Source organism: Microbacterium sp. (genome assembly GCF_035687345.1).
In the GTDB taxonomy this organism is placed as follows: Bacteria; Actinomycetota; Actinomycetes; order Actinomycetales; family Microbacteriaceae; genus Microbacterium.
The window spans coordinates 1-23,575 of sequence record NZ_DASRXZ010000025.1 but is presented as its reverse complement, the minus strand read 5'-3'; the positions used below and the strand labels follow the sequence as shown (position 1 = coordinate 23,575).

General features: G+C 70.6%; 22 protein-coding genes. 15 read left to right on the top strand and 7 right to left on the bottom strand.

Features of this window, described 5'->3' with window-relative positions; translation table 11 throughout:
• Nucleotides 1-15: 15 nt before the first annotated feature.
• From VFF97_RS02690 to VFF97_RS02645, 10 genes are all read left to right on the top strand, one after another.
• Nucleotides 16-1,140: an NDMA-dependent alcohol dehydrogenase gene (locus tag VFF97_RS02690; RefSeq protein ID WP_325031951.1), complete on the top strand. Its 1,125-nt coding sequence runs from the start codon at nt 16-18 to the stop codon at nt 1,138-1,140.
• Nucleotides 1,141-1,165: 25 nt separating this feature from the next.
• Nucleotides 1,166-1,717 (top strand): UGSC family (seleno)protein, encoded by a 552-nt coding sequence (locus tag VFF97_RS02685; RefSeq protein WP_325031950.1) that lies wholly within the window; start codon nt 1,166-1,168, stop codon nt 1,715-1,717.
• Nucleotides 1,714-2,808 (top strand): hypothetical protein, encoded by a 1,095-nt coding sequence (locus VFF97_RS02680; protein WP_325031949.1) that lies wholly within the window; start codon nt 1,714-1,716, stop codon nt 2,806-2,808. The genes VFF97_RS02685 and VFF97_RS02680 overlap by 4 nt, the downstream gene beginning before the upstream one ends.
• Nucleotides 2,809-2,859: 51 nt before the next feature.
• Nucleotides 2,860-3,966, top strand: a complete 1,107-nt coding sequence (locus tag VFF97_RS02675) for a zinc-dependent alcohol dehydrogenase (RefSeq protein WP_325031948.1) — start codon at nt 2,860-2,862, stop codon at nt 3,964-3,966.
• 54 nt (nt 3,967-4,020) lie between these two features.
• Nucleotides 4,021-5,028: an amidohydrolase family protein gene (locus VFF97_RS02670; RefSeq protein WP_325031947.1), complete on the top strand. Its 1,008-nt coding sequence runs from the start codon at nt 4,021-4,023 to the stop codon at nt 5,026-5,028.
• 156 nt (nt 5,029-5,184) lie between these two features.
• Nucleotides 5,185-6,975 (top strand): ABC transporter substrate-binding protein, encoded by a 1,791-nt coding sequence (locus tag VFF97_RS02665; RefSeq protein ID WP_325031946.1) that lies wholly within the window; start codon nt 5,185-5,187, stop codon nt 6,973-6,975.
• Nucleotides 6,972-8,009, top strand: coding sequence for an ABC transporter permease (locus VFF97_RS02660; protein ID WP_325031945.1), 1,038 nt, complete (start codon nt 6,972-6,974; stop codon nt 8,007-8,009). Before VFF97_RS02665 ends, VFF97_RS02660 begins: the two co-directional genes overlap by 4 nt.
• Nucleotides 7,996-8,880 (top strand): ABC transporter permease, encoded by an 885-nt coding sequence (locus VFF97_RS02655; protein ID WP_325031944.1) that lies wholly within the window; start codon nt 7,996-7,998, stop codon nt 8,878-8,880. Before VFF97_RS02660 ends, VFF97_RS02655 begins: the two co-directional genes overlap by 14 nt.
• Nucleotides 8,877-9,953 (top strand): ABC transporter ATP-binding protein, encoded by a 1,077-nt coding sequence (locus VFF97_RS02650; protein ID WP_325031943.1) that lies wholly within the window; start codon nt 8,877-8,879, stop codon nt 9,951-9,953. Before VFF97_RS02655 ends, VFF97_RS02650 begins: the two co-directional genes overlap by 4 nt.
• Nucleotides 9,950-11,188, top strand: coding sequence for an ABC transporter ATP-binding protein (locus tag VFF97_RS02645; protein ID WP_325031942.1), 1,239 nt, complete (start codon nt 9,950-9,952; stop codon nt 11,186-11,188). The genes VFF97_RS02650 and VFF97_RS02645 overlap by 4 nt, the downstream gene beginning before the upstream one ends.
• A gap of 77 nt (nt 11,189-11,265) precedes the next feature.
• Here the strand turns inward: VFF97_RS02645 and VFF97_RS02640 are convergent, their stop codons facing one another.
• A complete protein-coding gene (locus VFF97_RS02640) occupies nt 11,266-11,895 on the bottom strand; it encodes a helix-turn-helix domain-containing protein (RefSeq protein WP_325031941.1) in 630 nt (209 codons plus the stop codon).
• Nucleotides 11,896-12,015: 120 nt separating this feature from the next.
• Here VFF97_RS02640 and VFF97_RS02635 point away from each other — a divergent pair, with 120 nt between their 5' ends.
• Nucleotides 12,016-12,612: a GNAT family N-acetyltransferase gene (locus VFF97_RS02635; RefSeq protein ID WP_325031940.1), complete on the top strand. Its 597-nt coding sequence runs from the start codon at nt 12,016-12,018 to the stop codon at nt 12,610-12,612.
• Between the two features lie 57 nt (nt 12,613-12,669).
• Here the strand turns inward: VFF97_RS02635 and VFF97_RS02630 are convergent, their stop codons facing one another.
• Genes VFF97_RS02630 through VFF97_RS02610 form a run of 5 tightly spaced genes read right to left on the bottom strand, consistent with a single transcriptional unit; the run spans nt 12,670 to nt 19,073 of the window.
• Nucleotides 12,670-13,203 (bottom strand): GNAT family N-acetyltransferase, encoded by a 534-nt coding sequence (locus VFF97_RS02630; RefSeq protein WP_325031939.1) that lies wholly within the window; start codon nt 13,201-13,203, stop codon nt 12,670-12,672.
• 19 nt (nt 13,204-13,222) lie between these two features.
• The gene (gene cydC / locus VFF97_RS02625) at nt 13,223-14,923 is read right to left on the bottom strand and encodes a thiol reductant ABC exporter subunit CydC (protein ID WP_325031938.1); all 1,701 of its coding nucleotides are present in this window, start codon (nt 14,921-14,923) and stop codon (nt 13,223-13,225) included.
• Entirely contained in the window at nt 14,920-16,569 is a 1,650-nt protein-coding gene (gene cydD / locus VFF97_RS02620; protein WP_325031937.1) for a thiol reductant ABC exporter subunit CydD, read from the bottom strand. The genes cydC and cydD overlap by 4 nt, the downstream gene beginning before the upstream one ends.
• 4 nt (nt 16,570-16,573) lie before the next feature.
• Nucleotides 16,574-17,608: a cytochrome d ubiquinol oxidase subunit II gene (cydB, locus tag VFF97_RS02615; protein WP_325031936.1), complete on the bottom strand. Its 1,035-nt coding sequence runs from the start codon at nt 17,606-17,608 to the stop codon at nt 16,574-16,576.
• 19 nt (nt 17,609-17,627) lie between these two features.
• The gene (locus VFF97_RS02610; protein WP_325031935.1) at nt 17,628-19,073 is read right to left on the bottom strand and encodes a cytochrome ubiquinol oxidase subunit I; all 1,446 of its coding nucleotides are present in this window, start codon (nt 19,071-19,073) and stop codon (nt 17,628-17,630) included.
• Nucleotides 19,074-19,270: 197 nt separating this feature from the next.
• Between VFF97_RS02610 and moaA the strand changes: the two genes are divergently transcribed.
• Both moaA and fdhD read left to right on the top strand, forming a co-directional pair.
• A complete protein-coding gene (moaA, locus tag VFF97_RS02605) occupies nt 19,271-20,482 on the top strand; it encodes a GTP 3',8-cyclase MoaA (RefSeq protein WP_325031934.1) in 1,212 nt (403 codons plus the stop codon).
• Nucleotides 20,483-20,691: 209 nt separating this feature from the next.
• Complete coding sequence (fdhD, locus tag VFF97_RS02600; RefSeq protein WP_325031933.1) at nt 20,692-21,570, top strand: formate dehydrogenase accessory sulfurtransferase FdhD; 879 nt, start codon at nt 20,692-20,694, stop codon at nt 21,568-21,570.
• A 12-nt stretch (nt 21,571-21,582) separates the two neighbouring features.
• Here fdhD and VFF97_RS02595 read toward each other — a convergent pair whose 3' ends face one another.
• Nucleotides 21,583-21,945 (bottom strand): hypothetical protein, encoded by a 363-nt coding sequence (locus tag VFF97_RS02595; protein WP_325031932.1) that lies wholly within the window; start codon nt 21,943-21,945, stop codon nt 21,583-21,585.
• 38 nt (nt 21,946-21,983) lie between these two features.
• Between VFF97_RS02595 and VFF97_RS02590 the strand changes: the two genes are divergently transcribed.
• Together VFF97_RS02590 and VFF97_RS02585 are read left to right on the top strand one after the other, a co-directional pair.
• Complete coding sequence (locus VFF97_RS02590) at nt 21,984-22,820, top strand: ribokinase (RefSeq protein WP_325031931.1); 837 nt, start codon at nt 21,984-21,986, stop codon at nt 22,818-22,820.
• 108 nt (nt 22,821-22,928) lie between these two features.
• Nucleotides 22,929-23,432: a nucleoside hydrolase gene (locus tag VFF97_RS02585; protein ID WP_325031930.1), complete on the top strand. Its 504-nt coding sequence runs from the start codon at nt 22,929-22,931 to the stop codon at nt 23,430-23,432.
• Nucleotides 23,433-23,575: the final 143 nt, after the last annotated feature.

The following is a 23,575-nucleotide window of genomic DNA, read 5'->3' as shown; positions in this document are numbered from 1 at the left end:
GCGACTGAGAAACACATGGCAACCATCACCACCCACGCGGCGGTCGCGCGCGGTCCGCACATCGGCTGGGAGCTCACCGACCTCGAGCTCGACGACCCCAAGGAGCACGAGGTCCGCATCAAGTTCGCGGCATCCGGTCTGTGCCACTCCGACGACCACATCACGGCCGGTGACGCTCTGGTGCGTTTCCCGATGGTCGGTGGACACGAAGGCGCAGGCGTCGTCGAGTCGGTCGGGCCGAACGTCACGCGCGTGAAGCCCGGCGACCGCGTCGTGTGCTCGTACATCCCCGCGTGCGGCGCGTGCCGCCCGTGTTCGACCGGCCACCAGAACATGTGCGTCAAGGGGCTGCATGCCGGAAGCGGCATGTTCCTGGACGGCACGTTCCGCTTCCACAAGGACGGTGAGGACTACGGCGGGTTCTGCTCGCTCGGCACGTTCTCCGAGTACGCCGTCGTATCGGAGTGGGCCGTCGTGCCGCTGCCCGACGACATCCCGTTCGAGATCGCGTCGCTCGTCGGATGCGGCGTGCCCACCGGCTGGGGATCCGCGGTCTACGCGGCCGGCGTTCGCGCCGGCGACACCGTCGTGGTGTTCGGGGCGGGCGGGGTCGGCAGCAACGCGGTGCAGGGCGCGCGCTACGCCGGCGCGAAGAACGTCGTCGTCGTCGATCCGGTCGACTTCAAGCGCGAGACGGCGGTCTCGACGTTCGGCGCGACGCACGCGTTCGCGTCGGCGCCCGAGGCGCACGAGTTCGTGGCCGCCACCACGTGGGGGCAGCTCGCCGACCACGTCATCATGACCCCCGACGCCGTGACGGAGCAGATGGTCAACGCGGCCGTCATGATGACCGGCAAGGGCGGCAAGGTGACGATCACCGCCGTCGGCCACCTCACCGAGAAGGCAGTCCACGTGCACGCCGGCATGCTCATCGGCTACCAGCGGCAGATCCGCGGCGCCCTGTTCGGCGACTGCAACCCGCTGTACGACATCCCGCGCCTGCTCGGGCTCTACCGCTCGGGCGACCTCAAGCTCGACGAGCTCATCACGCGCACCTACAGTCTCGACGAGGTCAACGACGCCTACCGTGACCTCAACGAAGGCAAGAACATCCGGGGAGTCATCGTCCACGAGTCCTGACCGGCTCGAGAGAAGGAGGAGCAGGGTGCCGAACGCCATCCTGGACCCGACCGGCCGCACGGCCGTCGAAGCGAGTGAGCCCGCCACCGTACGAGCTCCGCGGCGCGGAGCGCTCACGGGAGCTCGCGTCGGACTGCTCGACAACACGAAGCACAACGCGATGCTGTTCCTGCAGGAGGTCGGACGCCTGCTCGTCGACGAGCACGGCGCCGCCGAGGTGAGCATCGTCGAGACGAAGCGCAGCTTCTCGGTGCCCGTCGACGATGAGATCGTCGCGCGCTACCGCAAGAGCGCGGACGTCGTGGTGACCGGCGTCGGGGACTGCGGCTCGTGCAGCGCGGCAGCGGTCGCGGACGGCATCAACTTCGAGAAGGCGGGCGTGCCCGCCGCGGTCGTGCTCACCGACGCGTTCACGACGACCGGCCACATGATGGCGCAGGTGCAGGGGGCGCCCGGTTACGAGTGGATTACCACGGAGCATCCGGTCGCCGTCCTCGATGAGGAGCAGGTGCGCGAGCGCGCGCGGCGGTTGCTCCCGCAGATCGTCGAGACGCTGACGGCGGGAGGTGCGCGATGACCCAGCCGACGGAGACACTCGATCCGGATGCGGCGCAGGCGGCCATCGAACACTGCTACGACCAGGGCTGGAGCGACGGCCTCCCCGTCGTCCCGGCGACGCAGCCGCGCGTCGATGAGTTCCTCGCCGCCGCCGGGCGGCCGGCCGACGAGGTCATCGGCCACTCGCCGCAGGTCGACCGCAGCGTGACGGTGGAGCTCGCCGCGATCAACGCCGTCATGGCGGGCTGCAGGCCGGAATACTTCCCCGTCGTGCTCGCCGCGTGGGAGGCGCTCATGCGCGAGCGCGCCACGAACGGGGGCGGCTGGCAGTCCACGAGCGGACCCGCGCCGCTCATCATCGTGAACGGCCCCGTCCGCAACGTCATCGGCCTCAACAGCGTGGGCGGCGCGTTCGGTCCGGGCTTCCGCGCGAATGCGACGATCTCGAGAGCGATCGGACTCATCGTGCGGAACGTCTACGGCATCCAGCCGCACGGACTCGAGCAGGCGACGCAGGGCCTCCCCGGCCGCTGGCAGATCTGCTTCGGCGAGAATGAGGAGGAGAGCCCGTGGGCGCCCCTCGCCGAAGAGCTCGGCGTGCCCGGCGATGCGGTCACGACGACTCTCCTGCGCACGTGCGAGTACGTCGACAACCGGCATACGCCCGACCCCGAGCAGCTCCTGTACGACTTCGCCGACACGATCGGACGCTCGGGCGCCTGGATCTTCAAGCACGCGATGGCGGGCGTCGTGTTCTGCCCCGAGCACGCGCAGCTGCTCGCGAACGCCGGCTACAGCCGAGCGGATGTCGCGGCCTTCCTCTCCGAGAACGCGGGGCGCACGACCGCCCAGCTCGCGCGGGCGGGCAAGGACTTCGCGAACGACTTCGGCGTGCGCTTCCCCGGCACCGCCGAGGACCCGGATGCCTTCCAGCGCACGATGCTGCCCGCCGACCCGAAGCGCATGATCATCGCCGTCGCGGGCGCCCGCAACGCCGGGATCTCGATGGTCGTGCGCTACTTCGCGGACTGGTCGGGCACAGCGGTGCCGATTCGGACGGCGGCGGATGCGGCATCCGCCACGTCTGCGTCGGCCGCCGCGGCCGGCTGACGCCCCCTCAACCCACGACCCGAGCAACCAGACGATACGAAACGGAAGACGATGACCCAGATGGTGCGAGCGGCGGTCCAGACCGGACCCCGCAAGATCGAGATGCGCGAGTTCCCCCGCCCCCGGATCGGTCCCGACGACGGCCTGCTGCGGGTTGAGGCCAACGGCATCTGCGGCAGCGACGTCGAGATCTTCCGCGGCCACATGGGCCCGAATCGCGACCCGTTCATCCCCGGGCACGAGCCGATGGGCATCATCGAGGAGCTGGGAGAGCGGGCCGCCGAGCGCTGGGGCGTGCAGGTCGGCGACCGCGTCGCCCTCGAGGTCATCGTGCCGTGCCGCGCGTGCGGCGACTGTCTGAGCGGCAACTACCAGGCGTGCCGCTTCCGCAAATACGGGCACGGCGTCACCGGTATCGAGGTCGCGCCGAGCCTGTGGGGCGGGTTCGCCGAGTACCTGTACATCTCGCCGACCTCGGTGCTCCACAAGATCGACAGGACGATCCCGGTCGAGATCGCCGCGATGTACAACCCACTCGGGGCGGGCGTGCGGTGGGCGGTCGATCTCGGCGGAGTCGGACTCGGCAGCACGCTGCTCGTGCTCGGGGCCGGCCAGCGGGGCATCTCGGCCGTCATCGCGGCGAAGGCCGCGGGCGCGTCGACCGTCATCGTGACGGGGCTCGCGTCCGACAGGCACAAGCTCTCGGTCGCGCGAGAGCTCGGCGCCGACCACACGATCGAGGTCGACGGCGACAACGCCCAGGACGTCGTCGAAACGGTCATGGACCTCACGAACGGCCGCGGCGTCGACGTCTCGCTAGAGGTGACCCCGATGGCGACCCAGCCCGTGCTCGACGCGCTCAAGGCGACGCGTCACGGCGGCACCGTCGTGCTCGCGGGTCTCAAGGGCGGCAAGGAGCTCCCCGTGCCGACCGACCTCATCATCAACCGCGCGCTCACCGTGCGGGGCGCCTTCGGCGTCGACTCGTCGGCGAACGAGAAGGCGATCGCGCTCATCGAGTCGGGCCGGTTCCCGCTCGAGAAGCTGCACACGCACACGTTCGGTCTCGACGAGGTCGGGCTCGCGATCGACACCCTCGCGGGAGACACCGACGACAAGTCGGCGATCCACGTGTCGGTGCATCCGTCGTTCGCCTGACCGCGCGCCCGCGGCATCCGTCACCCGCCCCAGACCCGACAGGAGACGTCGCCCTTGATCATCGACGCCCACGCCCACCTGCTCCCGAAGGACTACCCGCACGACGCGCCCGAGTGCTTCCCGCGCATGGAGCCGATCGACGGCAGCACCGACCGGCTGCTCGTGTTCGACAAGATGCGCTTCCCCGCGAAGGAGGTGTTCTTCGAGGCGGAGCGCCGCGTCGAGGCGATGGACGCGTCGGGCGTCGACGCCGAGGTCGTGAGCCCGATGCCGCCGTTGCTGCGCTACGACCTGCCGGCGGCCGACGGACTCGCGCTCGCGCGCCACGTCAACGAGTTCGCCGCCGAGCTGGCCGGGCAGGCGCCGGACCGGATCATCGCCCTCGGCATGGTTCCGATGCAGGATCCGGATGCCGCGACCGCCGAGCTCGCGGCGATCAAGGAGCTCGGCCTGGCGGGCGTCGAGATCGCGTCGAACATCCTCGGCAAGTCCATCGGCGACGCCGCTTTCCTCGACTTCTTCAAGGAGGCGGAGCGCCTAGACCTCCCGGTGTTCGTGCACGCGATGCCCTCGCCGACCGATCGGCTGCCGATGGCGGCGATGGGAACCTACGTCGTGGGCCTCGAGGGCATGTACTCGGCCGCGTCGCTCATCCTGGGCGGCACGGCGGAGGCCTGCCCGAACCTGCGCATCTCGTTCAGCCACGCCGCGGGCGGCTTCGCGATGATGCTGCCGCGCGCCCAGTACTTCTGGGGCGGCTCGTGGAACGAGGAGCCGCGCAACCTCGAACGGGCGGTCATGCCCGACGAGGGGCCGTCACCGCTCGAGTACGCGCGCCGGTTCTACTACGACTCGATGGTGTTCGACCGTCGCACGATCCGCTACCTCGTGGACCTGCTCGGCGCGGACCGCCTCCTCGTCGGCTCGGACTTCCCCGCGATGCTGCGCGAGGACCCCGCGGCGAAGACGCTCAAGAGCATGGAGCTGCCCGACGACCAGTGGCAGGACATCAGCTGGCGCAACGCGCTCAGATGGCTCGGTCGGGAGGCCGTCGAGGCTTGAAATTCCGCGGATTCCGGGCGCCCTTTCGTCGGGCGGAAGTGCCGTGGATCGGCCCCTGAGTCTCAGCGAAACTGCCAAACAGACGGGCCCGCCCGGGCTCTTCACGCGATCCAGCGGCACCCGATCGCACCACTCCTCAGCCCAAGGGAGCAAGACATGAAATCATCCGTGAGAGGCGGACGCTCAGCAGTGCGGCTGTTCGGAACCCTCGCCGTCGCGCTGAGCCTCGTCGTGGCAGGCACGGCGTGCGCGGCCGGCGGCCAGCCGACCGACGATACCGGCAGCGTCGAAGTCGGCGATCCCCAGCCCGGCGGCAGCCTGACCGTGCTGCTGGACGCGGGCTTCGCGGGAGGCTGGGCGACCGGCCTCGACCCCGCGACGAGCAACACGACCGGTGCGAACCTCCCGCAGAACGCGGCGATCTTCGGCGGCCTGTTCACGCTCGAGCCCGGGGAGAACGGCGAGGGCGGCCAGATCGTCCCGAACCAGGCCGAGAGCTACGAGTGGTCCGAGGACGGACTCACCCTGACGGTGAAGCTGCGCGACGGGATCACGTTCAGCGACGGCACGCCCTTCGACGCCGAGGCGGTGCTGTGGAACTGGATCCGCCAGCTCAGCTCGGGCAGCACGGGCGCCCCGAACATCGCCCTGAACACGTCGCTCGAGCCGCCTCAGCTCGACCAGGCCTTCCTCGACGACCTGTTCGCGGCACTGCCCGAGGACGTCGATCGGGAGGCCGTGATGGGCCGGCTCAACGCGATCCGCGTCGTCGACGACCTCACGATCGAGATGCACCTCAGCGCCGTGAACGGCTCACTCATCAACGGATTCCCCGGCGCGAACCTCAACCTCATCGCATCGCCGACCGCCTACAAGGAGATGGGCGCGCAGGCGTTCAGCGAGAAGCCGGTCGGCGCGGGCCCGTTCATCGTGACCTCGAACACGCAGAGCCAGCGCCTCGAGCTCGAGAAGAACCCCGACTACTTCAAGGACGGCCTGCCGTATCTGGACGAGCTCAACTTCCAGAGCGCGTCGGGCGACCAGGTGCTCTACCAGTCGCTGCTCGCCGGCGACGGCCAGGTGGTCGAGGGCCTCTCCTCGGTGACGCTCATCCAGGAGGCGCGCAACAACCCCGACGTCCAGGTCGTGCTCGGCGCACCGACCTCGCCGTACGTGGTGCAGCTGAACACCCGCAAGCCGCCGTTCGACGACAAGCGGGCCCGTGAGGCGATCTACTACGCGACCGACTTCGAGGCGATCAACAAGGGCCTGTTCAACGACGAGGGCGAGATGAGCCAGTCGTTCACGGCATCCGGCGGTCTCTTCTGGCACGACACCGTGCCCGGCTACCGCGAGTACGACCCCGAGAAGGCTGCGGCGCTCGTCGAGGAGATCGGCGGCCTCAGCGTCCGTCTCGGAACGACCGACATCGTGACCGCGCGTTCGGTGACGACCGCCCTCCAGACGCAGTGGGAGGAGGCGGGCATCGACGTGCAGATCGACGCCGAGCCCCTCGGCGACGTCATCAACCGCTTCCTCGCGGGTGACTGGGATGCGCTCCTGCAGACCGCGGGCGCGTGGGACCCGTCCGTCGGAATCGGCGTCGGGGTGCGCTTCGGCTCGACGTCGCCCTTCAGCGGCACGCCGCTGCCCGAGGGCGCGGCGAACGCCGGCGACGCGATCGCCCAGGGGCTGACGACCGAGCTCGACGACCTGCTGGCGGCCGCCATCGCGACGACCGATGACGACGAGCGCTTCGAGGCGTACGAGCAGATCAGCAAGTACATCTCCGACGAGGCGTACGCGCCGTTCGGCATGGCGTTCTCGCCCGCACAGGTCATGAAGAAGGGCGTGCACGGGCCCGGACTCGACCAGCCCATCCCTGCGCTCGCCGTGAACCAGGGCGTGCTGTACGACCGCGTCTGGATCGAGGAATCCGCGCGGTGACCAGCAACGCCACTGCGGCGACCGCCGCCCGGCCCGAGGCGCGCTCCGGCGCCCTCGGCCGGGTGGCGGGATCGCCGCTCGTGAGACTGATCACGCGGCGCGTCCTCGTGGCGATACCGCTGCTGTTCGCGATCAGCCTCCTCGTGTTCATCCTGCTCGAACTGCTCCCCGGCGATCCCGCCCAGGTGCAGGCGGGCATGGATGCGACCCCCGAAGAGGTCGAGGCCGTGCGGCGACGGCTCGGCCTCGACCGGCCCGCTCCCGAACGCTACCTCTCGTGGCTCATCGGGGTGCTCACCGGCAACCTCGGAGTCTCGAGCGTGCAGCAGAAGCCTGTGACCGAGATCCTCGCGACCGCGCTGCCGCCGACGATCGAGATCGTGGCACTCGCGTTCGTCGTGTCGCTCGCGGTCGCGCTCCCGGTGGCGCTGCTGGCGGCCCGCAAGCCGGGCGGATTCTTCGACCGCACCATCATGGTGATCTCGATGGCGCTGCTCGCGATCCCCAATTACGTGCTCGCGCTCCTGCTCGTGCTCATCTTCGCCGTCGCGTTCCGCGGCATGCTCCCGTCGCTGGGCTACGTGCCGATCAGCGCGGGACTGTGGCCGAACCTGCGGACCGTGATCCTGCCCGTGCTCGCGCTGTCGATCCCTCTGATGGCGTTCTACGCGCGCTTCCTGCGCGGCGACCTCGTCGAGCAGATCAACTCCGCCGACTACGTCGACACGGCTCGCGCGAAGGGTGTCGGGTCGTGGCGGATCCTGTGGCAGCACGCCTTCCGCAACTCGTCGTTCGGCCTGCTGACGATCGTCGGCCTCAACATCGGGGGCCTCATCGGCGGCACCGTCATCATCGAGCAGATCTTCTCGATCCGGGGCCTGGGCATGGAGATGCTCCAGGCGCTCGGAGCGCGCGACATCGCCGTCGTGCAGATCTGCGTGTTCATCTTCGCCGCCGTCGCGATCGCGGCGAACCTGATCGTGGACGTGCTGTACGCCGTCCTCGACCCGAGGATCCGCTATGGCCGTAACTGAGACCACCACGAAAGCCCTCCTGACGCCGGTCCAGCCCGGTCTGTTCGGCGAGCGCTGGGCGAAGTGGCGGCGTCGACTGGTCGTGTGGATCCCCGCCGGGTTCGTCATCCTCCTCGTCGCGCTGTGCTTCCTCGGCCCGATCGTGCTCCCGATCCCGTCTCCGACGGGCGGCAGCATCCTCGAGTCCCGGCTTCCTCCCGGCTCGCCCGGGCACCTGCTCGGCACCGATGTCGACGGCAACGACGTCTTCTCGCGACTGCTGTACGGCGGCCGCTCGTCGCTCATCATCGCGGTGAGCGTCAACATGATCGGCATCTTCTTCGGCGGGCTGGTCGGTGCGGTGTCCGGATACCTCGGGGGCAAGCCCGACACGGTCATCATGCGCGCGCTCGACGTGCTCATCGCGTTCCCTTCGCTGGTCATCACGATCGTGATCGCCCAGATGCTCGGGCCCAGCATGTGGAACACGATCCTGGCGCTGACGGCGTTCAGCATCCCGGCGGTTGCACGCATCTCGCGCGCCGCGACGATGCGACTCATGCAGATGCCGTTCCTGCAGGCCGCGGAGCTCAGCGGAAGCCCGTGGTGGCGCGTGCTGCTTCGGCACATCGCACCGAACATCACACCGCAGCTGATCAACTTCGCGATGCTCGGCATGGGCATCGTGATCGTGACGGAGGGTGCGCTGAGCTTCCTCGGACTCGGCGTGCCGCCGCCCGCACCGAGCTGGGGGAACATGATCTTCCAGGCTCAGCAGAACATGTCGGCGACGCCGCTGCTCGTGCTGTGGCCGAGTCTCGCCCTCCTGCTGACGGTGCTCGCCTTCAACCTGCTCGGAGAGAACGTGCGCGACGAATTGAGCGGCCGATGACGGACCTCGCGACCGAGACCCGACGACCGGAGACCACTGCCGTGAGCTACGAGCCCGAGCGTCAGCCGGTGCTGACCGTGCGCGACCTGCATGTGACGTTCTCGCGCGGCGGCCGCAGGATCCACGCCGTGAACGGGCTTTCGTACACGCTGCGCGCCGGTCGCACGCTCGCGATCATCGGCGAGTCCGGCTCGGGCAAGTCGGTGAGCGTGCGGGCGCTCATGGGCCTGCTGCCGCCCAGCGCGACGGTCCGCGGCTCCGCGCTGCTCGGCGACACGGAGCTCGTCGGCATGAGCGATCGTGCGATGCGGCGCATCCGGGGCAACGACATCTCGATGATCTTCCAGGACCCGGCCCGGTCGCTGAACCCGACCATGAGCATCGGGCTGCAGATCACCGAGGCGATCCGCACCCATTCCGACCTCGACAAGAAGGCCGCTGCCGACCGCGCCGTCGAACTGCTCAAGCTCGTGCGCCTCCCCGCGCCGGAGCGCCGCTACCACGAGTATCCGCACCAGCTCTCGGGCGGCATGCGTCAACGCGTCATGATCGCGATCGCGCTCGCGGCCGACCCCAAGGTGCTCATCGCCGATGAGGCCACGACCGCGCTCGATGTGACGACGCAGGCGCAGATCATGGAGCTGCTCGCCGACCTGCAGGACCGCCTCGGCACGTCGGTCATCATGATCAGCCACGATCTGGGGCTCGCCGCGAGCTACGCGCACGAGGTGCTCGTGATGTACGCGGGTCAGGCGGTCGAGCACGCCGAGACGAACACGCTGTTCCGGAACGTGCGGATGCCGTACACGAAGGCCCTCCTCGGCGCGATCCCGCAGCTCACGACCGTCCCGCATTCGCAGCTGACGGTCATCGGCGGGCATCCGCCCGACCTCGCCGCCCTCCCGAGCGGATGCCCCTTCGCGCCGCGCTGCAACCGCGCGACCGAGAACTGCCGGCTCGACAAGCCGCCGCTCGACGAGCACGAGCCCGGGCATCTGTACGCGTGCTGGCATCCGTACCTTCCCGGCTCCGAGGACGAGCCCGTCCCCGTCGACGAGGAGGCCGTGTCGTGACGACGATCGAGACCACCCGCCCGCAGCCCGCGTCCGCGGTGCCCGAGCCGATCCTGTCGGTGGAGAACCTCGTGCAGGAGTTCGTCACGCGCGGACCCGGCGGTGTCAAGGCGGGCGTCGTGCACGCGGTGTCGGACGTGTCGTTCGACCTCTTCCCCGGCGAGACCCTCGGGATCGTGGGGGAGACGGGCTCGGGCAAGTCGACGCTCGCCCGCGCGATCATCGGGGTCGACCGGCCCAAGTCCGGCGTCGTGCGGTTCCTCGGGCGCGACCTGATGGGGCTGTCGAAGCGCGACCTCAAGCGTGCGCGCAAAGACATCCAGATGGTCTACCAGGACCCGTTCGGGTCGCTGAACCCGCGCTGGCGGGTCGAGGACGTCGTCGCCGAGCCGCTTCTCGGCCACACGACGATGGGGCGGCACGAGCGGCGCGAGCGCGTGCGCGAGCTGCTCGACCTCGTCGGCCTCAACCCCGACACGTACGCGCGGCGTCGGCCCATGGAGCTGTCGGGCGGGCAGGCGCAGCGCGTCGCGATCGCGCGTGCGATCGCGCTCAACCCCGCGCTGGTCATCTGCGACGAGGCGATCTCGTCGCTCGACGTGCTCATCCAGGCGCAGGTGCTCAACCTCTTCGAGAAGCTGCGCAGCGAGCTCGGCCTGTCGTACGTGTTCATCGCGCACGACCTGGCGACCGTCAAGCAGATCAGCGACCGCGTCGCCGTCATGCACCTCGGGCAGCTCGCCGAGATCGGTCCCGCCGAGGAGATCTACCGGGCGCCGCGGCATCCGTACACCAAGGCCCTCCTCGACTCGATCCCGGGCCTCGACCCCGAGACGGGCATCGCCAAGCGGCCCGTGCCGCTCACGGGCGAGCCGCCGTCGCCGCTGAACCCGCCGAGCGGATGCCGCTTCCGCACCCGCTGCCCGCGGGCGCAGGAGCTGTGCGCCGAGGTCGAGCCGCGGCTCGTCGAGCATGAGCCGGGGCACTTCGCGTCGTGCCACTTCCCACTCGAGGATCCGGCGACCTTCTCGGTCGATTCGCTGCGCGGCTCGATCCGCTCGACGGGATCCGCCGCTCCGGTGGTCGCGCCCGATGAGGATGCGCCGGGTCCGGCCGGTGTCGACATCGACGCCGACGAGCCGTCGCCCGAGGCTCCCGACGTCCCCGTTGCTCCCGATCCACCACTGCTGCTCGGGCAGACCGGTGAGGTGCGGCGCGGCACAGACCTCCTCTGACCGCGGGCGGGGCATCCGTCATCCCCGCGACAGATCACGGATGCTCCGCCCGCACCTTCCCGTACGGTTCTTGCGCCTCAGACGGCCGCGACGGCCGGCTCGTCGCGCAGCTCGAGCTCGATGCGGCACTCGTCGGGTGTGACGAACGGACGATACGCGCTCATCTCGAGCGGTCCGCGCACCTGGTGGAGGATCTCGTCGGCCAGGCGCTGGTGCACGGCGCACACGATCTTCTCGTCGTCGCCGTTCAGCAGCGGATAGAAGGGGCACGGCCGCAGCCGCACCGTGAGGGACTGCTCGTCGATCTCGGGCTCGAGTCCCGCGTCGTCGAGATGCTCGTACAGCGCGTCGAGCTGATGCAGCGCATCGGCGGGGAGGTCGCGTGCACACGGCATGATGCGCCGCAGCAGGTCGCCGTGCTCGGTGGCGCGCTCGATGCGCGACCGTGCGACAGGGTTCGCGTTCGGGTCCCGTACCGGGTGGAAGCTCAGCGGCGGACGCCCGCGCGTGCCCTGAGGGGCGGGACGGCTCACGATGAGGCCGCGATCCTCGAGCACGCGCACGTGGTCGCGCACCGTGTTCTCGTGCAGGCCCGTCCGCGAGGCGAGCTCGCTCAGCAGGATGCCGGGCTGCGACTGGATCGCATCGAGGAGCCGGATGCGGCTCGCGTGGGCGAGCCCGCGGTAGTCGTCGACGCGACGGGGCATACATCGATTATCCGCCGGGACGGGTGGCGAGACGAATCGGTGGAATCGGCGCAGATTCCCACTCCATGGGAGCCAGGGATCGATCCGACCCGGCGCTTTCACGCCCCTATACTCAGGCGGGTGCCCCGCATCCGTCCTTTCCGCCCCGGAGACGAACCCGACCTCGCACGCATCTGCCTCCTCACCGCCGACGCCGGCGGCGACGCGACCGGCGTGCTGGAGGACGACGACCTGTGGGCGCGCCTGTTCGTGCTGCCGTATGTCGCGCGGCATCCGGAGTTCGCCTTCGTCGTCGAGACGGACGACGGCCGCGTCGCCGGGTACATCGTCGGCGCGCCCGACACACGTGCGTTCGAGGAGTGGTTCCGCGACGAGTGGTGGCCGCGGTTCGCGGCGCAGTATCCGAAGCCGGATGCCGAGCGGTCGCGCCAGGACGGGATCCTGATCTACGCGTACGGCCGCGGCCCGGGTGCCGAGCCGTACGGCGACGAGTATCCCGCGCACCTGCACATCGACCTGCTGCCCGAACTGCAGGGGCAGGGGTGGGGTCGCCGCCTCATCGAGACCCTCGTCGCGGCGCTGCGCGAGGCCGGCGTGACGGGGCTGCACCTCGTGGCGGCGAACGAGAACACGGGTGCCCTCGCGTTCTATCCGCGTGTCGGCTTCAGCCCGCTTCCCTCGCACGAGGGCGTGCAGGCGTTCGGGATGCGTCTCTAGCCCTGCCCCGCCGTTGAGCGAGCGCAGCGAGACGAAACGCGTGACCTCAGCCGCGACCTAGAGCCGCTTGACGCAGCGACGTTCGAAGAGCGGCTCGGTCGAGACGCCGCCGACGAGGCGGTCGTCGTGCTTGGTGACCCCGTCTTCGAGCCACCCGTTGCGGCGGTAGAACTCGGCGGCGCGGACGTTGCCGTCGAGGTACCAGAGGTGCGCCTCCGTGAAGCCCGCTTCGCGGAGGAACGCCTCGCATGCCTCCAGCAGTGCATAGCCGACGCCCGTGCCCCAGAACGGCGGCAGAGCGTAGATCGCGTAGATCTGTCCGTCGTCGGGCAGATCGTCGTCGATCGAGGGGCCGACCGCGGCCCATCCCGCGAGCTCGCCGTCGACGTGCGCGATCAGCTCGGTGCCGCGCGGGTCGGAGTGATACTCGTCCCACAGTTCCGCCCGTCGCGCGCCTTCGCGGTCGACGTCGAGATGGTCGAGCACCGCCGGCGCGATGAGGCCGTCATACGCCGCGCGCCAGGTCTCGACGCGGACACGGGCGATCGCCGGAGCATCCGAGCGGACGGCGTTGCGGACGGTGACGGCCATCCCGGAAGGATAGCGGCGCTCAGCCGACGACCCGGCCGGCCTCGATGCGCACCTCGCGATCGACGAGCCCCGGCGGCACCTCGACGTGCGAGATGAGCACGACCGCACGGTCTTCGCCGACGGCCCCGAGCAGGTCGGTGAGGAGCGCGGCGGATGCCTCGGGATCGACGCCCGCCGTCGGCTCGTCGAGCACGACCACCGGGAACCCGGCGAGCGTCGCCCGGGCGAGCGCGATGCGCTGCGCCTGGCCGCCCGACACGAGGGCGCCGCGCTCGCCGACGCGGCTGTCGAGTCCGCCGCGCTCGCGCGCCCAGTCGCCGAGGCCGACGCGTTCGAGTGCGGCCCAGAGATCGGCATCCGTCGCGGTGTCGTGGGCGAACAGGAGGTTCTGACGGATCGACTCGTCGAACAGGTACGGGCTCTGCTCGCACAGTCCGACGACGCGGCGCACGGCTTCGCCGCCGAGGTCGCGCGCCTCGACGCCGTCGACGCGGTACGACCCGCCGTACTCGAGGAACCGTACGAGCACGTGCGCGAGCGTCGTCTTGCCGGCTCCGCTCGGCCCCGTCACGAGCACGCGCTCGCCGGGTGAGATCGAGAGGGTCGCATCTTCGAGGCTGCCGGAGTCGTCGACGGAAGAACCGGATGCCGCGCGCCTGGGCCACCGCGCCGAGACGCCGCGCAACTCGAGGCCGCGTTCGAGCCCGCGGACCCGCGCGTCGGGCTCGGTCTCGCTTTCGTCGTCGCGAGGCACCTCGGGCGGGATCTCATCGGGGATCGTCGCAGCGATGCGCTCGGCGGCCGCTCGCACCTGCCGCCACGACGCGAGGGCGAGCGGCACGGGACCGAACACCTCGAACACCGCCATCGGCAGGAGCACCACCACGGCGAGACCGGGGCCGGTCAGCCCGTCGCCGAGCGAGGGAGCCGCGGCGGCGAGGGTTCCGAGCGACGCGAGGCCGGCGAGCAGCGACACCGCCGCCATCGTGAGCCCCTGCGCGAGCGCGCGGCGCACGACGGCGCGGCGGAGGGCGTCGTCGGCGGCGCGGACGCGGTGCTCCGCAGCATCCGTCGCATCGAACGCGGTGAGCACGTCGAGGTCGACGAGCTGATCGAGAAGAGCGTCCGCGAGCTTCGAGCGCAGCGGTGCGAGCGAGCGCTCGGCGCGCGCGCCGGCGATCCAGCCGACCCACACCGCGAGCACGAGCGCGAGGGCGAGCGCCGTGGCAAGCACGGCCGCGGCGGCGGGGGAGAGGAACGCCGTGAAGATCACGCTCGCGATCGACGCGAGTCCCGCGACGGCAAGCGGTTGAACGACTCGGAGCGGCAGGTGCTGGAGCTCGTCGACGTCGTCCACGAGGTTCGACAGGAGCGCGCCGCGCTTCGCGCGGCCGAGTCCGTCGGGGGCGAGGGGGATGATCCGGCGGACCAACCCCGCCCGCACCGCGGCGAGTTGCGCGAGTGCCGCGTCGTGTCCGGTGAGACGCTCCAGGTAGCGGAAGACTCCGCGGCTCAGTGCGAACGCGCGCACGGCGACGATCGCAGCCGACAGGTAGAGGAGCGCAGGCTGCTCGGCGGCGCGCGTGATGAGCCATGCGCTCGCGGCGAGCAGGGCGATCGCGCTTCCGGCTGTGCCCAGCCCGCTCACTACGGCGAGCGAGAAGCGCGGTGCGGGCGGCTGCGCGGAACGCAGCACCTCGCGGACCTCGGGGGCGATCATGCGACCACCTCCCGACTCGGGAGCGGCACCTCGATGACGCGATCCGCGATCGCGCGGGCCGACCGGCGGTGCGACACGAGCAGCACGCCGGCGCCGGCATCCGCCTCGGCTCGCAGGTTCGCCCAGAGGGCCGCCTCCGTCGCCGCGTCGAGCGCGCTCGACGGTTCGTCGAGGGCCAGCACGCGTGCCCGGCCGGACCTCAGCCGGTACAGCGCACGAGCGACGGCGACGCGCTGGGCTTGACCGCCGGAAAGCCCTGACCCGAGCGCTCCGAGCTCGATTCCGGGATCGAGGTCGGCGATCTGCGCCGCCGCGAGGCACTCTCGTGCGAGCGCGGGGTCGGGGAAGGGGTCGCCCAACGTCACGTTCTCGAGCACGGTGCCGGACATGAGCCCCGGCCGCTGTCCCGCCCAGGCGAGGGTGCGCCGGGCCGAGGCATCCGGCTCGCCCTCGACGAGCAGCTCGCCCGCGAACTCGGCGAACCCGAGGAGCGCCGCGACGATGCTCGACTTTCCGGCGCCGCTCGGCCCTTCGAGGAGGACGACCTCGCCGGCGCGCACGGTGACGTCGACAGGCGCAAGCAGCGCGTCGCCGCGTCGGACGCGGAGCGCGCGGGCCTCGATGAGGCGAACCCCACGGGGGCCCTTCATCTCGTCGCTGCGCTCCACGCTCAGGGTCGGGACGGCGCGCGCCTCGTCCAGCACCGCGAACAGGTCCTCCGTCGCGGCCACCCCCTCGGCCGCCGCATGGAACTGCACGCCGACCTGCCGCAGCGGCAGGTACGCCTCGGGAGCCAGAAGCAGCACGAACAGGCCGACGTCGAGGGTGAGCTCGCCCGCCAGCAGGCGGAGGCCGATCGTGACGGCGATGATCGCGACCGACAGGCTCGCGAGGAACTCGAGCGCGAACCCCGACACGAACGACACCCGCAGCACGGTCATCGTCTCGCGCTTGTAGTCGCGCGTGACCTTCTCGATCGCGGCGGCGGCGCGGTACTGGCGACCGAAGATCTTGAGCGTGCCGAGGCCCCCGACCGTGTCGGCGAAGCGCGACGCGAGCCGCTGGAGCGTCGCGTACTGCCGCCGCTGCACCGCGCGGGTCGCGAGCCCGATGAGCACCATGAAGATCGGGATGAGCGGCATCGTCAGCACGACGACGAGCGCCGACACGGGGTCGGCGATGAAGATCGCGACGATCAGCACGGGTGTTGCGATCGCCGTCGCGACGAGCTGCGGCAGGTATCGGCCGAAATACGCGTCGAGGGCTTCGAGGCCGTGCCCCGCGGTCACGGCGAGCGCGGCGGCGTTGCGGCCGCCGAGCCACCCGGGTCCCCGTCGCGTGATCGCGGCGATGAGGGCGGCGCGCAGCTGCTGAGACGCGCGCGCCGCGGCGCGAGCCGAGACCCACTCGGATGCCGCCACCAGCGCGGCTCGCACCACGACGAGCAAAGCGCCCCAGCCCAGCAGGGGCAGCAGCTCGGCGATGGGGCGCCCCCCGATCGCGCCCGTGAGCGCCGCCGTGAGCACCCACGAGAAGCCGATCACGACCGCCGTCTGCGCCAGGACGATGACCCCCTGCGCGGCGAAGTACACGCGGGATGCCGCGGCGTACCGCAGCAGCCGTGGATCGACCGGCTTCGACCTCACCGCGCTAGTGCGCCGCGGCGGCCGCGGCCCGCTCGATGCGGCTCCGCGAGACGCGCTTGCGGAACACCCAGTACGTCCAGGCCTGGTAGGCGAGGACGAGCGGCAGGAAGATGAGCGCCGCCCACGACATGATCGTCAGCGTGTAGTCGGTGCTCGACGCGTTCTCGATCGTGAGGCTGTACGCGGGATCGGTCGTCGACGGCATGACGTTCGGGAACAGGGCGAACCACAGCGTCAGCACCGCCGCGACGATCGTCGCCGCGCCGAAGCCGAACGCCCATCCCTCGATGCCCCGTGCGTTCGCGAGCCACGAGGCGATGAGGCACACCGCCGCGACAGCGGCGAGCGCGATGACGAGGCCCACGAGCGGGGCGCCCGCCGACAGCGCGTTGAACACGGTCCACACGAGGAACACCGCGGCCACGACGATCGTCGCGAGCCCCGCGCGTGCGGCGAGGCGACGCGCGTCCTCGCGCACCTGCCCGTCGGTCTTGAGCGCGACGAAGTAGACGCCGTGGGTGAAGAACAGCAACAGTGTCGTGAGGCCGCCGAGCAGGCCGTACGGGTTGAGCAGCGTCAGGAGCGACCCGGTGAACTCGTGGTTCACGTCGATCGGCACGCCCTGCACGATGTTCGCGACGGCGACGCCCCACAGCAGCGCGGGCACGGCCGAGCCGACGACGATCATCGTGTCGAAGCCGCGCTTCCAGCGGAGGCTGTCGCGCTGGTGGCGGTACTCGAACGAGACGCCGCGCGCGATGAGCGCGAGCAGGATCACCAGCAGCGCGAGGTAGAACCCGCTGAACAAGGTCGCGTACCACTCGGGGAACGCCGCGAACAGGCACGCACCCGCCACGATGACCCACGTCTCGTTGAGGTCCCACACGGGGCCGATCGTGTTGATGATCTGGCGGCGGCCGATGTCGTCCTTGCCGAGGAACGGCAGCGACATGCCGACGCCGAAGTCGAAGCCGTCGAGCACGAAGTATCCGACGAACAGGAATCCGACGATGAAGAACCAGAGGTAGGCGAGGTCCATGGCGATCTCCCGGCTTCCGTCAGTACACCGTGGTCGGCGTGTCTTCGAGCGCGCCCTCGGCGGGCGGCGGCGCGTCGGGGTCGGGGAGCGGATCCGGCCCCCGCTTCGACGTGCGGATGATGAGGCCGATCTCGACGACCGCGAGGATCGCGTAGATCAGCGTGAAGGCGACGAGCGACAGCAGCACGTTCCACCCGGGCACGTTCGGCGAGACGCCGTCCTGCGTCAGCATGAGGCTGAACACGATCCACGGCTGGCGGCCCATCTCGGTGAACACCCACCCGATGAGGATCGCGAACAGCGACGCCGGCCACGCCCAGATCGCGAGCTTCCACGCCCACGCGGGCACGGGACGCTTCGCGCTCTTGCGCGTGAGCCACAGGCCGACGACCGCGGTGAGCGCGGCGACCGCGCCGAGGCCGATCATCCAGCGGAAGGCCCAGTACGTGACCCACAGGATCGGGGCGAAGTTGCCGTCGACCTGGTCGGCGAACTGCGGGAACAGCTCGGTCGTGTACTGCATGTTGAGGTCGTTGATGCCCTCGACGCATCCGTCCAACGAGTGCGTCGAAAGCAGCGCCAGCAGGTACGGCACCCGCAGCGCCCAGATCTCGCCGGTGCCGTCCGGCGTCCCGATCGAGAAGAGCGAGAACGAGGCATCCGCCCCGCACGCCGAATCGAACAGTGCCTCGGCGGCCGCCATCTTCATCGGCTGCGTCGAAACCATGACGAGGCTCAGCTGGTCGCCCGAGATCGCGACGCCCGCGAAGGTCACGATCATGCCCCACAGGCCGTACTTGAGTGCCGGCCGCATCATCTCGAGGTTCTGCCCGCGCAGCAGGTGCCACGACGCGACCGAGATGATGACCCCCGACGTCAGCATGAACGCGGCGAAGAGCGTATGCGGCAGGGCCGCGAGGGCCACGGGGTTCGTGAGCACGGCGAGGAAGTCGTCCATCTCGGCGCGGCCGCCGTCCTGCGCCATGCGATAGCCCACCGGATTCTGCATGAAGGCGTTCGCCGCGAGGATGAAGTACGCCGAGAACCACGCGCCGGCCGTCGCGATCCAGATCGTCGCGAGGTGCACGCCCTTGGGCAGCTTGTCCCACCCGAAGATCCACAGGCCGATGAACGTCGCCTCGAAGAAGAAGGCCATGAGGCCCTCGAACGCGAGCGGGGCGCCGAACACGTCGCCGACGAACCGGCTGTACGACGACCAGTTCATGCCGAACTGGAACTCCTGGACGATCCCGGTGACCACGCCCATCGCGAAGTTGATGAGGAAGAGCTTCCCGAAGAACCTCGTCAGGTGCAGCCACTTCAGGTTGCCGGTGCGGAACCACGCGGTCTGGAAGATCGCCACCGTCAGCGCCATGCCGAGCGTGAGCGGCACGAAGAGGAAGTGGTAGAGAGTCGTCAGTCCGAACTGCCAGCGGGCGAGCAGCAGCGGGTCGAGCAGGTCCATGCGTCCCTCCGGTCTCGCGAGGTCCCTGACCGCCACCGTAGTCCGCGGCGCGAGCGGCCACGACGCGTGCGACCGTGAATATTCCACGCCCGCCGATCGGCCGCCCCGGCCCGATGCGTGGGCCGTCCGGCCCCGGGGGCGAGCCGCGAGGGTAGCCTGAATCGCATGGTTCGCACCCGATCGCACGGAGGACCGGCATGACGGCCGTTCCGGTGCTGATCGGCATGCGTCCGCCGGTCGTCGAGACAGAGGCGGATGCCGCGCCCGGCGCACCCCTCGTCGACACGCACGGCCGCGTGCACCGCGACCTGCGCATCTCGCTCACCGACCGCTGCTCGCTGCGCTGCACGTACTGCATGCCCGAGCAGGGGAATGAGTGGCTCGCGAAGACGAGCATCCTGACGCTCGACGAGATCGAGCGCGTCGCCCGCGTCGCCGCCGCCGACGGCATCACGACGTTCCGGCTGACCGGCGGCGAGCCGCTTCTGCGGCAGGACATCGTCGAGGTGGTGCGGCGCCTCGCGCGGATCACCGGCCCCGACGGCACCCCGGTCGAGCTCGCGATGACGACGAACGGCATCCGGTTGCCCGAGTTCCTCCCGGGCCTCGTGGAGGCGGGACTCCGTCGGCTCAACATCTCCCTCGACACGCTTCGACGCGACCGGTTCCGCGAGCTGACGCGGCGCGACCGACTGGACGACGTGCTCGACGGGATCGCGGCGGCCGCGGCATCCGGTCTTCGCCCTCTCAAGCTCAACGCGGTCGCGATGCGCGACGTCAACGACGACGAGCTCGTCGACCTCGTCGAGTTCGCCATCGCCCACGACGCGCAGATGCGGTTCATCGAGCAGATGCCCCTCGACGCGGGTCACACGTGGGATCGCTCGCGCATGGTCACGCGCGACGAGATCCTCGACACTCTCTCGCGCCGCTGGTCGCTGACCCCGGTGCCGGGCCGCGGCGGCGCGCCCGCCGAACGCTGGATGCTCGACGGCGGCCCGCACACCGTGGGCGTCATCGCGTCGGTGACGGCGCCGTTCTGCGGCGACTGCGACCGCCTGCGGCTCACCGCCGACGGGCAGCTGCGCAACTGCCTCTTCTCCACGACCGAGTACGACCTCCTGCCGATCCTGCGCACAGCCTCCTCCTCGGTCGCCGAGCCCCCCTCGGTCGCGTCCTCCGCTCCGGTCGCCGAGCCCCCCTCGGTCGCTGGCACCGCCCCGGTCGCCGGCTCCGCCCCGGTCGCCGGCTCCGCCCCGGTCGCTGAGCTTGTCGAAGCGTCGTCCCCGCTCGACGAGGAGATCGACCGGATGCTGCGCTCCTGCGTCCGCGGAAAACTCCCCGGCCACGCGATCAACGACCCGTCGTTCCTGCAGCCCGCGCGCGGCATGAACGCGATCGGCGGCTGAGGCCCCGCCGCAAACCCGGTGACCCGCCCGGTCGTTGAGCGAGCGCAGCGAGACGAGGCGCCGCTCCCGGCGTAGGAAAGCATCCCGGCGTAGGACGCCGGCCGAGACATCCGTCCTTCCTCCGCGCCATCTCCTGCGCTCAGCGGAGACCCATCCACTGGGCGACAGCCCCGGCCCTCGCCCGCGTGCCGCGGCGTAGGCTGACACGCATGGGCCGGATCACTCAGCGCCGCCCGGTCACGAAGATCGTGATCGGCGAGGACGACGTCGTCGAGCGTCGTCGCGCCGACGTGCTCGCGGTCGAGGAGCCCCTCGAGATCCGCGTCGCGGGCGAGTCGCTCGCCGTGACTATGCGCACGCCCGGCAACGACGTCGAGCTTGCGGCGGGATTCCTCGTGTCGGAGGGCGTGATCCACCACGGCGCGCAGTTCCGCTCGGCGATCCACTGCGGCGGACCCGGCACGGGCGGCACCGACGGCAACACGTACAACATCCTCGACGTCGCGCTCGCGGCCGGCGTCGCGCCGCCCGACCCCGACATCGCGCGCAACTTCTACACGACGAGCTCGTGCGGGCTGTGCGGCAAGGCCTCGATCGAGGCGGTCGAGACGACGTCCGCGTATGACGTGGCGTCCGACGAGGCATCGGTCGACGCGCGCGTGATGCTGTCCCTCCCCGACAAGCTGCGCGAGCAGCAGGCCGTGTTCGACAAGACGGGCGGCCTGCACGCGGCGGGACTGTTCGACGCGGAGACGGGCGAGCTGCTGGTGCTCCGCGAAGACGTCGGGCGGCACAACGCCGTCGACAAGGTCGTCGGATGGGCGGTGCTCGAGGACCGTCTCCCGTTGCGCAACACGATCCTGCAGGTGTCGGGCCGCGCGAGCTTCGAGCTCGTGCAGAAGGCGGTCATGGCCGGCATCCCGATCCTCAGCGCCGTCTCGGCGCCGTCGTCGCTCGCGGTCGAGCTGGCCGAGGCATCCGGTCTCACCCTCGTCGGGTTCGTGCGCGGCCGGTCGATGAACGTGTACGCGCACGGCGAGCGCGTGCGCGTGCCCGAGCCCGCTGCGGCAACCGCCGGCCGGGAGTAGAAGCGGACCGCGTCAGAACACGTAGATCTGGCCGAGGATCACCACGACCACGATCAGCACGGCGATGATGCCGCCGATGACCAGCAGCGTTCGTGCGGAGAGTTTCGCCACGCCGAAGCCGACGAGGAACGGCAGCGCGCCGAGCAGGATCGCCACGAACCACCAGAACGCGGAGTAGCCGCCCGCGGTGGCCGCTTCGAGGCGACCGCCGAAGAGCTGCTGCGTGCGCGGATGCGTCGCGAACGCGATCGCCGCCGAGAACGGAACCGCGACGAACGCGGCGACGATGAGCCCCACGAGCGCGCCCCACAGACCCGCCTTGCGATCGTCGAGAGAATCCGTGGAGTCGTTGTGCGAGGTGCGGGTGCTGGCCATGCTGATGACATTAGTGCGGCAGCGGCGGAAGGACGCGGATGACATCAGCCCAGGTCTTGACGGTCGTGGGGTCGATCAATCTCGACCTCGTGGCCCGCGTCGAACGGGCTCCCGGCCCGGGCGAGACGGTCGCCGACGGCGTGCTCACCCGCGAGCCGGGCGGCAAGGGAGCCAACCAAGCCATCGCCGCCGCGCGACTCGGGGCGACCGTGCGCATGATCGGCGCGGTCGGCGGCGACGCGGAGGGTCGCGCGATGATCGCCTCGCTCGCCGAGGCGGGCGTCGACGTGACCGACATCCAGATCACGGATGCCGCGAGCGGCACGGCCCTCATCGTCGTCGACCGCACGGGTGAGAACTCGATCGTCGTGTGTCCCGGCGCGAACGCGCGCATCGATCCGTCCGCGATCGAACTGCCCGCGCACGGAGCCCTGCTCGCGCAGCTCGAGGTCTCGGTCGACGTCGTCGAGCGCGCGGCGTCGCTCACCGACGGCTTCGTCGCGCTCAACGCGTCACCCGCGCGCGACCTGCCGGACGAGCTCTTCGACCGCGTCGACCTCTTCATCGTCAACGAGAGCGAGTACGAGCGGATGCCGCGTCTCGCATCCGCTCGTCTCGTGGCGCTCACGCTGGGCGCCGACGGCGCGGTGCTGTTGCGTGCGGGCGTCGAGACGGCGCGAGCACCGGGTGTTCCGACGGACGTGCGCAACACCGTCGGCGCCGGCGACGCGTTCGCGGCCGCGCTCACGCTCGGGTTCATGGCGGGCGAGGACCCGGCGACCGCGCTGCGCCGCGCGTGCGCGGTGGGCGCCGCCGCCGTCGCCGACGAGCGATCCCAGCCGCTGCTGCAGTCGCTCGCGGAGTATCTCGCATGAGCGCGGAGCGGATCCCGATCTTCGTGGACTGCGACACGGGCATCGACGACGCGCTCGCGCTCGCGTACCTCCTCGCCGAGCCGACGGTCGAGGTCGTAGGTCACCGTCATGGGCGGGGCGTTCGACCGACGCGGCAACACGTCCGAGGTGGCCGAGGCCAACATCCACAACGACCCCCGCGCGGCCGCGGTCGTCTTCGACGCCGCGTGGTCGGTGTCGGTGGTCCCGCTCGACATCACGATGCGCCACGTGCTCACCGAGCGGCAGCACGCGGAGCTCGCGGCGTTCCCCGGCGCGATTCCGGCGGTGTTGGGGCGGATGCTACACACCTACCTCGACTACTACGAGGACTCCGTGTTCGCGGGGGAGCGGCAGTGCGCGCTGCACGATCCGCTCGCGGCGGTGGTCGTGGCATCCGGTGCGCGCGTCATCCGCGCCGACGAACCGGCGGGCATCGACGTCGCGATCGACGGGGTCGACCGGGGGAGGACGAGGCGCCGCCCCGGCAGCACGGCGGAGGGCGCAGCACCACGACGGATCGTGCTCGACGTCGACCGCGACGCCGACGAGGTGCTGCTCGACGCGCTCCGCGCGGGGGATTGGCCGGGCTGAGGCGCGATGTCGGCGCCTCGGGCTAGGGTCGCCGCATGTCCGACATCGCCGACGTGACCGAATGGCTGCTCGACTCCGACCCGGCGCTGCGATGGCAGGTCGAACGCGACCTTCTCGGTGAACCCGAGAGCGTGTGGCAGACG

Coding starts and splice junctions, on each gene's coding strand:
- VFF97_RS02690 (WP_325031951.1), top strand. CDS start 16: ATGGCAACCATCACCACCCACGCGGCGGTCGCGCGCGGTCCGCACATC.
- VFF97_RS02680 (WP_325031949.1), top strand. CDS start 1,714: ATGACCCAGCCGACGGAGACACTCGATCCGGATGCGGCGCAGGCGGCC.
- VFF97_RS02675 (WP_325031948.1), top strand. CDS start 2,860: ATGACCCAGATGGTGCGAGCGGCGGTCCAGACCGGACCCCGCAAGATC.
- VFF97_RS02665 (WP_325031946.1), top strand. CDS start 5,185: ATGAAATCATCCGTGAGAGGCGGACGCTCAGCAGTGCGGCTGTTCGGA.
- VFF97_RS02655 (WP_325031944.1), top strand. CDS start 7,996: ATGGCCGTAACTGAGACCACCACGAAAGCCCTCCTGACGCCGGTCCAG.
- VFF97_RS02650 (WP_325031943.1), top strand. CDS start 8,877: ATGACGGACCTCGCGACCGAGACCCGACGACCGGAGACCACTGCCGTG.
- VFF97_RS02640 (WP_325031941.1), bottom strand. CDS start 11,895: ATGCCCCGTCGCGTCGACGACTACCGCGGGCTCGCCCACGCGAGCCGC.
- VFF97_RS02630 (WP_325031939.1), bottom strand. CDS start 13,203: ATGGCCGTCACCGTCCGCAACGCCGTCCGCTCGGATGCTCCGGCGATC.
- cydC (WP_325031938.1), bottom strand. CDS start 14,923: ATGATCGCCCCCGAGGTCCGCGAGGTGCTGCGTTCCGCGCAGCCGCCC.
- cydB (WP_325031936.1), bottom strand. CDS start 17,608: ATGGACCTCGCCTACCTCTGGTTCTTCATCGTCGGATTCCTGTTCGTC.
- VFF97_RS02610 (WP_325031935.1), bottom strand. CDS start 19,073: ATGGACCTGCTCGACCCGCTGCTGCTCGCCCGCTGGCAGTTCGGACTG.
- moaA (WP_325031934.1), top strand. CDS start 19,271: ATGACGGCCGTTCCGGTGCTGATCGGCATGCGTCCGCCGGTCGTCGAG.
- fdhD (WP_325031933.1), top strand. CDS start 20,692: ATGGGCCGGATCACTCAGCGCCGCCCGGTCACGAAGATCGTGATCGGC.
- VFF97_RS02595 (WP_325031932.1), bottom strand. CDS start 21,945: ATGGCCAGCACCCGCACCTCGCACAACGACTCCACGGATTCTCTCGAC.
- VFF97_RS02590 (WP_325031931.1), top strand. CDS start 21,984: ATGACATCAGCCCAGGTCTTGACGGTCGTGGGGTCGATCAATCTCGAC.
- VFF97_RS02585 (WP_325031930.1), top strand. CDS start 22,929: ATGGGCGGGGCGTTCGACCGACGCGGCAACACGTCCGAGGTGGCCGAG.